Origin of the sequence: Streptomyces sp. NPDC051664 (assembly GCF_044453545.1) — a bacterium.
Classification (GTDB): Bacteria; Actinomycetota; Actinomycetes; order Streptomycetales; family Streptomycetaceae; genus Streptomyces.
In genome coordinates, this window is sequence record NZ_JBITCU010000068.1 from 1 (window position 1) to 11826 (window position 11826).

At 63.6% G+C, this 11826-nt stretch carries 7 protein-coding genes and 4 pseudogenes; 3 read left to right on the forward strand and 8 right to left on the reverse strand.

Annotated elements, in window-relative coordinates:
- Positions 1 to 106: 106 nt before the first annotated feature.
- Positions 107 to 2662, reverse strand: coding sequence for a hypothetical protein (locus ACIA8E_RS40745; RefSeq protein WP_399306988.1), 2556 nt, complete (start codon positions 2660 to 2662; stop codon positions 107 to 109).
- 1968 nt (positions 2663 to 4630) lie between these two features.
- On the opposite strand from ACIA8E_RS40745, the pseudogene ACIA8E_RS40750 reads away from it, so the two are divergent.
- A pseudogene (locus tag ACIA8E_RS40750) lies at positions 4631 to 4937 on the forward strand (transposase family protein); the annotation flags it as partial.
- Positions 4938 to 5006: 69 nt separating this feature from the next.
- On the opposite strand, the pseudogene ACIA8E_RS40755 reads toward ACIA8E_RS40750, so the two are convergent.
- The 6 genes and pseudogenes from ACIA8E_RS40755 to ACIA8E_RS40780 all read right to left on the reverse strand — a co-directional run.
- Positions 5007 to 5309 (reverse strand): annotated as a pseudogene (locus ACIA8E_RS40755) (DUF6262 family protein); the annotation flags it as partial.
- On the reverse strand, positions 5306 to 6268 hold the full coding sequence (locus ACIA8E_RS40760) for a tyrosine-type recombinase/integrase (protein WP_399306991.1): 963 nt from the start codon (positions 6266 to 6268) through the stop codon (positions 5306 to 5308). The gene ACIA8E_RS40760 and the pseudogene ACIA8E_RS40755, both read right to left, overlap by 4 nt.
- Positions 6219 to 6974: a hypothetical protein gene (locus ACIA8E_RS40765; RefSeq protein ID WP_399306993.1), complete on the reverse strand. Its 756-nt coding sequence runs from the start codon at positions 6972 to 6974 to the stop codon at positions 6219 to 6221. The genes ACIA8E_RS40760 and ACIA8E_RS40765 overlap by 50 nt, the downstream gene beginning before the upstream one ends.
- Complete coding sequence (locus ACIA8E_RS40770) at positions 6929 to 7342, reverse strand: hypothetical protein (RefSeq protein ID WP_399306996.1); 414 nt, start codon at positions 7340 to 7342, stop codon at positions 6929 to 6931. Before ACIA8E_RS40770 ends, ACIA8E_RS40765 begins: the two co-directional genes overlap by 46 nt.
- 70 nt (positions 7343 to 7412) lie before the next feature.
- Positions 7413 to 8366, reverse strand: coding sequence for a tyrosine-type recombinase/integrase (locus tag ACIA8E_RS40775; protein WP_399306997.1), 954 nt, complete (start codon positions 8364 to 8366; stop codon positions 7413 to 7415).
- Positions 8311 to 8793, reverse strand: coding sequence for a winged helix-turn-helix domain-containing protein (locus ACIA8E_RS40780; protein ID WP_399307000.1), 483 nt, complete (start codon positions 8791 to 8793; stop codon positions 8311 to 8313). The genes ACIA8E_RS40775 and ACIA8E_RS40780 overlap by 56 nt, the downstream gene beginning before the upstream one ends.
- A 144-nt stretch (positions 8794 to 8937) precedes the next feature.
- Here ACIA8E_RS40780 and ACIA8E_RS40785 point away from each other — a divergent pair.
- A pseudogene (locus tag ACIA8E_RS40785) lies at positions 8938 to 9390 on the forward strand (ATP-binding protein); the annotation flags it as partial.
- Positions 9391 to 9453: 63 nt separating this feature from the next.
- Here the strand turns inward: ACIA8E_RS40785 and ACIA8E_RS40790 are convergent.
- Positions 9454 to 10129 (reverse strand): annotated as a pseudogene (locus tag ACIA8E_RS40790) (ISL3 family transposase); the annotation flags it as partial.
- Between the two features lie 218 nt (positions 10130 to 10347).
- Between ACIA8E_RS40790 and ACIA8E_RS40795 the strand changes: the two are divergent.
- The coding region (locus ACIA8E_RS40795) for a hypothetical protein (protein WP_399307002.1) at positions 10348 to 11826 on the forward strand (1479 nt) is incomplete at its 3' end.

The following is an 11826-nucleotide window of genomic DNA, read 5'->3' on the forward strand; positions in this document are numbered from 1 at the left end:
TGCAGAACACCCGTCCGCCCCGGCCGTCACCATCGTCAATGCCACCAAGCCCAAACGGGTCAAGCGGATAAAAACGCCCTAAGTTACCGGCATTGAGGTTAGGGATTCAGCTCAGCTCAGTTGGCGTCGTAGATCCGAACACCCCGCGCTTCACTGCATCCTTAAGTACCATGTAAGCGGAGTAGTATGACCATTGAATGGGTATTTCGGCAAGCCACCTATTCAGGACAAGGTCACCTTCCTTTTGATTTCTGTAAGCCCATTTCTCACCTATAGGCAAACCCTTGTAAAGCCCATGGCGTGTCCCGCCGATAACTCCGCCAAGCAGCTCAAACGCCCACTGGCCGGGGGTCATTTTCGTGTGCATTATATTGGTTACCGCACCGTTCGTCATCAGGTTGCCCAGTGTAATGTTCAACCCTTCCCTGAGTCCGGCATAGAGGGCCTCCCTCGCAGTCTTGCCCTCGAATTTGTTCCATGCCGCGGCTGGAGACACGTCGGGCAACGCAGTGGATTTCGGCTGCTCTTCGGGCCTCGGCCCCTGCATCCGGTCACTCCCTGCCGTCACCTCATTCTCCGTCAACGCCCTTGACGGAGAATCCACCGGCGATGCGGTCTTATCGAAAGCCTCAATAGGCGCGTCGCTTTGGGAGGGAACCCGCGATTCTGCAACGTTCGGGTCTTTGCCGGTCCACGCAAGGGCAGTGGCAGGTTCGTTGGCTGGGACTCCGCCCGGGTTGAGGATCGTCTCAACCTTGTGTGCCAGCCTCTCGCTTGTCGGCGCGGTCTGTGCTGCGCTCCGCACGCCTGTCGCAGCGTGCGTCATCGTGTCGTGTGTGAACTGCGTGGATCGGCTGTCTGTTCCCTCGCTGCCAGCACCAGTGCCGCTCTCCAGGGGCTTAAGAACGGGCACCTCCGGCACCTCTCCGCTGGGCAAACTTCCAGAGCGGCTTTGAATAGAAGGAGGATCAGGAAGGTGTGCGCTGCCCGGATCTTCGGCACCGTGAGATCCGGTCCTGAGCGCGCTGCCACTTTCGGCCCCTGCACCTCCGCTGCCGGGCATGACGCCAGTCTCGACGTCCGTCACAGCCTGAGACTTTCCGGTGTCAGTACTGACTCTGCGAGAAATGGCATCGACGCCGTCTGAGCTTGTCCCGCCAGGCGGTCGGGTGGTGTCCCGACCTGGAGCGGCGACGTGGGGCGTACCGGGTGTGGTGTTCCTATTCCGTACGGGCGTCGCCTTGACTGTGCCTACTTCGGAAGTCGCGTGGACTCTTCCACCACCGTTCGTATCGGGCAGCGTGTTGGTTTCCACGACGCTTCGCTCGGACCGTGCCGCAGGGCTGTGCATTGAACCGCTGGGACTATGCAGGTCCGATCTAAGAGCTAGCCTGTCTGAGCTAGGGAAGAGGTATTGCGACGGGAGGAAGTCCCCGACGCGCGTTTCGGGAAGGCCGAGTACCGCGGGCGCCGCTTCCGGTGAACGTGCAAGTGTGGGCAATGCTCCTGCCTCCGCGAGATCCGCGGGCAAGTTGGCTGGCGCCTCGGCCGGCAACGGGCGACCGGCTGCAAGAGGCACTTCAGGCATGACAGAGTGAGAAGACTCCTTCCCTCCCGCGAAAGAGGTCTCGGCCTGCCCGCCTTTGTCCAGCACGCCGACTTTGAGGAGGTGTGTTTCCTCGGCAGGCACGATCTTCGCAGCCCCAGCAGAGGTTCCCGTCGAGGAACCTGTTGCAAGTGGTTCCCGCATGCCAGCCGAAAGATCGCGAGTGGTCGGGGCGACCTGATGCAAAGCTGATCCGGATGCCAATGTCTCCGATCCTGACGATGCCGCAGCTCCTTCCCTCGGGATATTGGAAACCAAGGGCGATACGGCAGCGTCGAACGGTGAGGTTTCGCCCGGTTGGCCGGTATCAGAGGACGTCCGTTTGTTAGGCACCTTGGTGCCTTCGACGAGCTCTTTCAGCGCTTTACCGGCTACAGTTCTCTCCAAAAGATCTGCGGACATGCCAAGAGCTGTGTCAAAACCAAAGAAAATACCGAGTTGCCAAGCATTTGCCTTCCAGTCAACCGGGCGTCCGCTCAGCAAATTTGGAACCGCGCTGGCCAAATAGAAGCCCGGAAAAGCACGAACCTCCGCGGGGAGATAGTCTACGGCCAGGCTTTCCACGGACTCACCAATGAAGGCTCCTGCCCTCTGGCCCATCCTGCCAGCCCGACTTCCCACATCGCGCATGAAAACGGTGAAGCGTGCCAGCATCTCACGGAATCTGACCAGAAGCTCAATCGCGCGGTGCATCAAGGGCAAAATGCGAATCCAGATAAGGTCGGCCAGCCACGAAAATATGGAAGTGAGCACTAGGCCAGCGAGGAGAATCTCTAGAATTTCTAGAATGATACCAATTATCTCCTTGACAATAATGAAAGCTTTATTCGCATGGTCGTCCACCTGCTCTCCAGTAGTTTCCAATAAAGTCGCGGTCTGATCCATCACGTCCCGATGCCAGCGCAGTGCCTCGGCATAAGCATCGGCGTCACCCCCCTCCCACGGCGGAGGGTTTTCAGTCAACTCGGCCTGCGCAATACGCAACTGGTCTGCACTGCTTGCAAATACCTCAGAATGCCCTTGTAGCGAGGAAGGGTCACCCAATTCCGTGAGCACTGATGCCACCCACCCAGATACCACACCATTGATATCCACTGGCTAGCGCCGGACGCCGGTGGGTTGCGTCTCACTGAGCGCCAGGTGCTGTGCCGCATTATAAGCGGCTGCGGATGCTGAGAGATGCCCCCCGAGCGCCGTCAACGAGCCCACGATACGGACCATTAGCTGAGTGAGTCCGTCGCGAGCCCGTCCGTATTCAGTATATGCATCATATCCGCGACTTCCGCTTCCGAAGGAGTCTTCAGCTGCGACCGTGTTGGCTTCCAGAAAGCTAGTAGGCGAACTAATGCCCAGAGTCACACTATCCAAGCCACCGGCTGCGCGATGCAAGTCTGCAATATTCAGAGCAATCAAATCCGACATATAAACTCCCTACTCCAATAGCTATTTTCGCCACCAGGCGGAGAAGCAGTGAGTTGCCCGAACTCCTGCGAGGCTAGCACTCGCATCACTCACAGGTCACGATGTTGGCAGTTCGATGTCACAGGCATGTACCCTGGATGTTAAGCAATGCGAAAATGCGGTATCGGCAACCTCGGCTCGACATACAGATGTAATTTTCTACGTCGCTTGGAGCCAGCGTTCTCGGTCTGAATAGGCTTGGTTTCTTTGCTTCTTGCCTATACCGTCGCAGGTCAGGCCGGAGAACCGGGTTTCACATCACCTGGAGGGAGTACGCCTACTGGGCGGACCGTGAATGTGTCTGCGCCCCAACGAGATGTTCTGTGGCAGACGAACCCGAGTTCTGTGAGATGGGGAGCCAGTCGTTCGATGCGTGCACGCAGGGCGGGCAGGGTCATCGGCGCGCGAGGATGGCCGTAAAGCCATCGCAGGTTATGACAGCACAGTGGACCTTGGTGACGGAGCAAGGTCTCCAGAAGTAGTGACTGCCTACGGTAGGGCCGCAGCAGGCCTCGTCCCACAGGGGAAGAAGGACCCTGATTCGGTCCGCAAGATATTCGTCTCAGCCACCGAATATCTGCATCGATCCGAGCCGCGAGGTCAAGCTCGTTCGTGTTTCTCAGCAGGACATTAATCGCGCCGGCGCCCAGCACGGCGGCTTTGTCGGCCATGGCGTCGACGATGGCGACCACCGGTGCGAGCAACGACAAGGAACGCACGCGCTGTTCCAGGTCCTTGGAAGGCTCAGCCGCTGCAGCTTCGAGGAGAGCAAGTGCCCCAGTTACACGGTGCAAGTACTCGTAGCCGAGCTGATCGCCCCAGGGGCGGACAACGAGGTCGAACCGCTTCGTCCGCCGAAGACGGGCAGCTAGCTCCAGGCTCGAGATCGGATCGCAGGACATCATGACCACGAGCGCGGCCGAGCGTTGAACAGCAGAGTCCGTCTCCAGGTCCTGGTCCATGCCCCCAGAGCTAATCCGCATAGACGATTCCTCGAATGCAGCTGTGCGACTGGAGCACTCATCCTTGAGATGCCCGTGACTTGATGCATACATGTTAGGTATGCAAGGCGCAACATTCAAGCACTCGCACGAAATATCACGATTGAATAATTTTCGACCGTTTTGCGCGACAATTTTCGTTTCGCGATGGCTGCCAAGCTCTGACCATGCCCCCTCTGTTGGTCAGTTGAGTGTGGGTCTGTCAATCGATTGGCTCTGTCTCACATCCGGTGGTGACGGATCGCGAGTATGGGGTACCTCTACCTTGCAGAGAGTGCGGCCGGTGCTCTGACCTTGATGCTTCGAAGCGGATGGCAGCGCATCGGGGGCGCTGAGCTTGTCGCGCCGGACTCTCACGGACAGACGCCGGGCCGATCGGTCGGCCCCAGGGAACGACCGCTGTGGTGCACGGACCTGCGGATTCGTGATCGATGGCCTTTTCGTCGCCGCCGTGACTTTCAGTCACCACCGGATGTGAGACAGAGCCTCACTTCCGGTGGTGACGCAGAGCGACTGGCGTCGTTGGCAGTACGTGTGTGATGTCAACGAGCTTGTGAGTGCGGTGTTTTCGGGACTGTCGCCGCTGGTCATCGAGGACGTGGCGGACGAGGGCGAGCTGATCCGGGTGCGGGCACGGACACCGGAGGTTCCGAGAGCTTGCACTCTCTGCGGTGTGGAGACGGCGCGCGTCCACGGCTACCACGAACGGACCGTGGTGGATGTGCCTGCTGACGAGCGGCGCGTAGTTGTCGTCGTGCGGGTCCGCCGTAGTGGTGTGTCCTACCCGCGGTTGTCGCCAGACTTTCAGGGGACAGTTGCCGGGGGTTCTGGAGCGCTATCAACGCCGCACGCCGCGACTTTCGTCGCAGGAGGTTCTCTCCGTGGGCCTGCTCCAGCGCGTCCCGCAGGGCCTGTACTTCTTCTCGGCGCTGCTTCTTCAGGCGTGTGATCTGGCTGGTCAGCGCGAGAACGAGGGTGCTCTCGGTGTCGGCGGGGGCGGCCGGTGCAGGGACAGGGCGGGCTTGAGACCGCAGGCGTTCGATGCGTCCGCGCAGGTCAGGATGGTTATAGAGGAAGGCGTGAGAGACGCCGGCCTCGCGTTGGACGGCCTGGAAGGTGATCAGCTGACTGCGTTTGATGAGAGCGCGGATTGCCTGTTCGGCGGCCTTCGTCTTGGCCTGCGACTTCGCCTTTGCGGCGGCGTTCAGGGTCTGGGTGCGCTTAGCTCGGGCGTCGGTCATTGCCGAGTTCTTCGATGGCGGTCGAGGTCGAGGGCGAGTGGGACCGGGCCTGCCGGGGTGGTGCCGCAGCCGGCGCCCTGGACGGCGCAATGGGGCTTGTCGCCGATGGTTTCCAGGAGCCGGGTCGGGGCCGGATGCTCAGCCCGCCGCTGCAGAAGCCAGACGTTGTCCTCGGGCATGGGACGGCCGTGACGCTCCTGGAAGGCGGCGGTGGAGCGGTCGATCAGTGCCGAGGTCTCGGCCAACTGCCCTTCCAAAGCGGGCTGGTGGGAGGCGTCGGTGACGAAGACCGAGCAGGTCAGGCAGGCGTTTCCCTTGTCGCAGGTCTGCTGCGGAGGCAGCATGCACCAGCCATGGGGCAGGAACCGGTCGGCCCGGTTGAACAGGTGGAGACTGTCGTGGTCGTCGCGGGAGAAGGTGACGTGGGTGCCGTCCGCCCGCAGCTTGGCGGTGGCGAGGAATGCCTGCTCGGCGTGTTCCTGGCGGGCGGCGAAGTAGTGCATCGACATCGACGGGGTGGCATGCCCGGCATAGCGCATCAACACGTGGACGGGCAGGCCGAGTTCGGCAAGCCTGGTCAGCTTGGTATGACGGAATCGGTGGGTGTGGCTCAGGCCGACCGCCTTGCCCTTGCTGTCGGTGATCTTCACGATCTTGCTGAACTCGCGGAGCATCCAGTTGTAAGTCCCGGACGGATAGGGCCTGTCGCCCTGGCGGTTGCCGGTCCGCTGCATGATCAGATGACGCGGAGTGATCCCGGGGAAGTGTTCGCGGATCCACTGCTGCTGTTCCTCGATGACCGCGACGACCTCGCGGTCGACGAGGATGTTGTCCGGCGCAATATCGATCTTGCTCTGTGCGTAGTGGAACCGGGCAACCTCCTCGCCCTCAGCAGCATCGACCGTCTTCTCAGGGACCGCGGACAGGCAGTCGAACAGGTAGGTGCGGATAGCGGCCAAACCCGAGCAGGGGCAGAGCCGCGGGGATCTGCGCGAGCGCATGGTCGTCGACGTAGTGCTCGTCGTTGAGGTCCCGCTGGTGCGGGATGCGCGAGACCTGACGGAACCAGCCTGCCGCGTGCGCGTCCGTGACCCTCGACCGCGGATCGACTCCGAGGACCTGGCGGGCCTCGGCAGGGTTCGCCGCAACGAAGGCGAACAACTCGGCGACGGCCCGCAGGTCGTCGTTGATCTGGCGGGGGTGGACCGGCTTGTGGGCGAACCGCCGCTCGGAGCGGCGGGTGAGCCGGTTGGCCGGGTCGGAGTCCCAGCGGCGGAAAGCGGCGGCCAGCTGGACCGCATGCGCGGGATCGCCCAGGACGTCCAGCGGATCAGAGAACGCCGACAGCCACCGGTCGAAGCGGACGAAACAGCGCATCCGCTCCTGGCTCACCGTCGACCAGCGCAGGATCCCGGCCTCCAACTGGGTGCCCAGACACCACTTCACCGCCTCCCGCAACCACGGATGGCTGATCCTGGAGGGCGAACAGCCGTAGTGGGCCTGGGGTTCATGTTCCGACAGCGGAATGCTGGGATCGCATCTCGGATGCCACTCGTCCAGGATCCACCAGGGCCCGTCCGAGCACCGGACCAGCAGGGCCAGACGCGAGAACCGGAAGATCACTCGCAGCCGGGCGATGCTGCCGTGCGGCGGCAGCCGGCCCAACGAGTGGCATAGAACCATCGCTGCAGGGCGGCGGCCGTCTCCCAGTCCATGGCCCGGATCGAGGGTGGGAAGGGATGATTCTCGCTCATCGCCCGGCGGAGGGTGTTCGCGAGCTGGTTTGTGCCCAGCACCGCCGAGCGGGTCCCGTCCAGGGCCTGCCAGTGCGACATCCAGGCCAGTTCGGCGGGCATCGGGTCGGGAAGGCCGGTCAGGTCGATACTGCGGTCGCCGTTCTCGGTGATCCTGTCCCAGTCCTCGATGTCGTCGCCGATGACCGGCCCTTTCCAGGGCTCGGGCAGTTCGGACCACAGGTGCCAGATGGGATCCTCGCCGCCGACGGTATGCAGGTGGTGGTGTTCACCGGTCATCGGTCACCTGCCAGGAAGAGACGTACGACTTCCAGTTCGCCGCGGCCCGCAGGGCCTCGTCCTCCCCGACCTAGCCATAGAGGTCGAGCGTGGTCTGAACGTGTGCGTGTCCGAGTCGGCGCGAGACCACCCACTCCGGCGTCCCGGCCAGCAGCAGCGCGGTCGCGTGGCTGTGCCTGAACCAGTGCGGTGTCCACGATGATGGGCCGATGCCCTTCTTGCGCAGGGCTGCTGTCTTGTCCCGCACCGTTCCCTCCCGCAGGGCTGCCAGCAGCGGGGGCCGGGTCAGGTTCACCAGCAGCGGCGAGTGCGTACCAATCCCGATGCCCAACGCGGCGGCCCGGCGGGCCAGATGGGTCAGATAGTCGGCGAACAATCGCTCCAGGTCCGCGCCGACATAGACCCGTCGTGGGCGCATCATCTTCACCCTGGCCCCGTTCGGGTTGTCCTCGCGCGGGACGATCTCGACATAGGGAGTGCCGCCGCGGCCCATGACGAAGTCACCTATCCGCAGGCCAAGGGCCTCGCCGAGCCGCATGCCGGTCTCCGCGAGCAGGGCGAACAACAGCCGGTCGCGCAGGTTCCCTGCCCACTCGCCGAGCCAGGCATCCGGCCTCGCGCAGCAGTCCAGGATCGCCTGGATCTCGGTCGGCAGCAGCAGAGGCTGCCGTCCGCGATGCCGATGCCTGCGGACACGGACCAGCGAGGACGGCCCCGGCGCGGTGCGAGCATCCAGATGCGCGAGCAGGCCGCGGGCCGGGGCCCGTCGCGGTGCCCCACGCATCAGCCGGCCCGCGACTGGAACTGCGAAGGCCGCCTCCTGCCAGCGATAGAAGGAGATCAACGCGGCCAGCCGTGCCTCCAACGTTTCCGGCGCGGGCGCCTGTTCGGGCTCGACCAGGGCGTGCTCGACGGTGCGGCCGTTGCGCAGCCAGGACAGGAACCCGGCGACCGCAGGGACCCCGAGCTCATGCCACTTGTGGCCACACCTCCCTCTTCCACAACTCCACTGCCCCGTCGTCACGTTCGATCGCCCGCCGGGCCGGCTGCTGCCAGGACCAGCCATGGCGTTTGAGTAGCCGCCATGTCCCCTCCACCGTGTAGCTGACGTGGAACAACCGTCCGATCAGCGTCTTCACCCGGGCCAACGTCCACCGCTGGTCCGCCCAGCCATGAGCGAGCGGGCCACGCTCCAATTCCCGCTCCAGCCTGGCCATCTGCACACTCGACAGTCTCGGACGCCCAGGTGAGCCCTTCGACCGGACACCCTCCTGGCCCCGTTCCCGCCACTGCCGACGCCAGCGCTCCACAGACCGCTCACTCACTCGAAGCGCAGCCGCGATCTCTCTGTTCTTCGCACTGCCCTCGAAGAGACCGACCGCCTCCAGCCGAACCCGCTCCCTCGCAGCCCTCTTCGCATCGGTCAGGCCGCCGCCCTGCGCGTATCTCACAAACCACAACTACCGACCCGACTCAGGCGCCGGCAGGCGAACGACCCGACATCACCCGATCAAGTTCAGTAGCAATGCATCAACGACACAGAACGCTCACGGTGACGCTCGTCGCATACATAGAAGAGAGGGACTCAGGCCCCGTTGATAACGCCGGGAGTAGGGAAAACACACCTCGCGGTCGCCCTGGCGGTGGCCGCCTGCCGGGCCGGCTACACGATCTACTTCACCACCCTCGACGACATGGTCCGCCATTTCAAAGCCGCCGACTCCATCGGCCGCCTGGCCAGCAAGCTCCGCACCTACCTGCAGCCCAACGTCCTCGTGGTCGACGAGGTTGGATACCTCCCGCTGGAGCGTGACGAGGCGAACCTCGTCTTCCAGATGCTCTCCAAGCGCTACGAAAAGGGCTCCACCTTGCTGACATCGAACAAAAGTTTCAGCGAGTGGGGGCAGGTCTTCGGCGACGACGTCCTGGCCACCGCCATCATCGACCGCCTCCTCCATCACTGCGAGATCCTCGCGATCAACGGCGCCAGCTACCGGCTGAAGAACCGCCTCACCGCCATCGAAGGCGGCGTCACCGCCGTCAGCTGACACGGTCTCAAGCTCTGCACATCAGCCCGTACATACCTCTGCACTACAGCCCGTACGCCGACACCAGCGGTCGCTGACCTGCACCGCGTCGGGCAGTGCCCGGCGGATCGCCTCGGCATAGGTGGCTGAGCCGTCCCGGCACACAACCTCGACCGTGTTCTTCCCGCGCAGCCATGCTTCCAACGTGGCGGCCTCGCGGTCGGGCAGGACATCGACGCGCTCCCCGGTTTCGGCGTCGATGATGCTCGTGGCGTAGTGGTGACGGCGGCGCAGGGCGAAGTCGTCGACCCCGATCACCCGCGGGACGCGCACCGTCGGCGGGGGGATGCGCCGCAGCAGGCGTAGGGCGGTGGCGTAGGAGACGGGCGTGGCAAGGAACCGGGTGAGACGGGAGGCCGCCCGGCCGCACAACTCCTTGACCACCTCCGAGACCTGGCTGGTCAGACGCGTGGTGCGGCGCTGAAGGCGCTCGATCAGCCCGGGGACTTGCTCGCGGAAGGTCTGCCGCCGGCATCCCAGGACCGAGCACAGCAAGCGCCGCACCCGGACGCGGGCCACGACCTTCCGACCGTCCACCGGCACATCCGCCACTGTCCGAACGTGACACCCGTGTACCTTCCCCGCCGGAATCCCGCACACCGGGCAGGGCACCGGCACATCCCGGGTCCGGGCGATGACCCGGATCACCTCGCCGTGATCCGCCACATCCTCGATGACCAGCCGAGAGTCCTGAAAACACCATTGCCACAAGGGAGTTGACTTCTCGCATATAACCTCAACGATGCCCATCACCGACCGTCACCACCGACTACGGAACGGAGCCGAACGATTTACAGTTCCGAAATCCTCAGTAGACACTCCCGAGGCCGCATAAGACACAGTCCTATACGCTGTTGGGGGTTTGCTGGGGTTGGTTGGTGTGTCGTATGTGTGTGTGTTGGTGTGGGGGTTTTGGTGGTGGTTGATCCTGCTGTTGATGCTGTTGTGGTGTTGTTGACGGGTATGCGTGTGCCGCGGGCGGATGCGGCGCGTATTCGTAGTGAGGTTGTGGTTCCGCATGAGGATCTGGCGCGGTTTCTTGGGGGGGTTCAGGAGGAGGCGGGGCGGGTCAGGAATCGTGTGGGTGGGGCGGTGGAGGGTGAGTGGGGTGAGGCGTATGGGTCTGCGGTGTCGGTGTTTGATCGTGGGGATGGGCGGGCGGCGCTGGAGCAGTTGAAGAAGACTGCTGCGGGGTTGGGTGATTTCGGGCGTGAGTCGGCGTATGAGGTCGATCATATGAACCGGATGATTGTTTTTCAGGTGGCGGAGTTTCAGTTCGAGTGGGCGTTGACGTTGGTCCTGGCGGTGTTCAATCCGGTCAGGGCGGTGATTGATCAGACGTTTTTGCGGGCGTTGTACCGGGCGGTTCTGCGGAGTGTGGTCGGGCGGTGCGCGATGGTGTTGGCGTCGCATCAGGTCATGGAGGTGGGCCTGGGCGGGGCGATGGAGTTGTTGACGCAGTGGTCGCTGGCGGGGGAGGGCAAGCACTCTAGTCAGGGCGGGATGTTTTTGCGGCAGGCTCTGGGGTCTGGTGCGGTGACCGGGGTGTTCTCGCCGCTGGCGCATCCGCTGGGTGCGTTCTTCGGGAAGTCTCTGAGTAAGGCGGTGGGCCGTGATCTTCAGCTCGCGCTGGAGCGGGGTCTGTTCAACCGTCTTGCTGACGATATGCCTGTGCCGGTGGTTCCGGCGGGTGCTGTTGTCAGGGCTTCGGGTGTTGCGGGGTTGCCGGTGGTCCCGGCTCTGCCTGCCGCGGGGGTGGGGCGTGGGTTCGGTGCGGATCTGGCGGGTCTGGCGGGGGAGCCGTTGCAGCGCCTGCGGATGCGCGAGATCATCGATCCGGTCACGCGGGAGGAGTTCACTGCTGGTGCCGGTGAGGTTTTCGTCCGTCATCTAAGGGGTGTGGAGTCCGCGACGGCCGAGCGGGCGGGGCGGCAATGGGCCGACACTCTTTTGACTCACCACGCCAGGAGTGATCTGGCTCAGCGGCTTGATACGGCTCTGGCGGTGCTCCCGGCGCATGTTCTGTCGGCCGCGGCCCGCACCGCGCTGACGCACAGTACCGCTGCGCTTGCGGGCCGTGACTGGGGTCGTATTGTCAGTCGCGATCTCGCGCACAACACCACCGAAGCCGGCAGCGAGACCGCGGGTGAGGCGTTCTACAACCTCATGGCCACCGGCCAGTTCAGCAGCTCACTGGATACCGCTGCAGCCGGTTTCGCCGGCCGCCATATCAGCGAGACCCTTTCCAAAAACGCCACCACCCTGGGCACCACAGCAAAGAACTACCTCACCCACACCAACTTCTTCACCACCACCCACCCCACCACACCCACACCCACACCCACACCCACACCCACACCCACACCCACACCCACACCCACACCCACACCCACACCC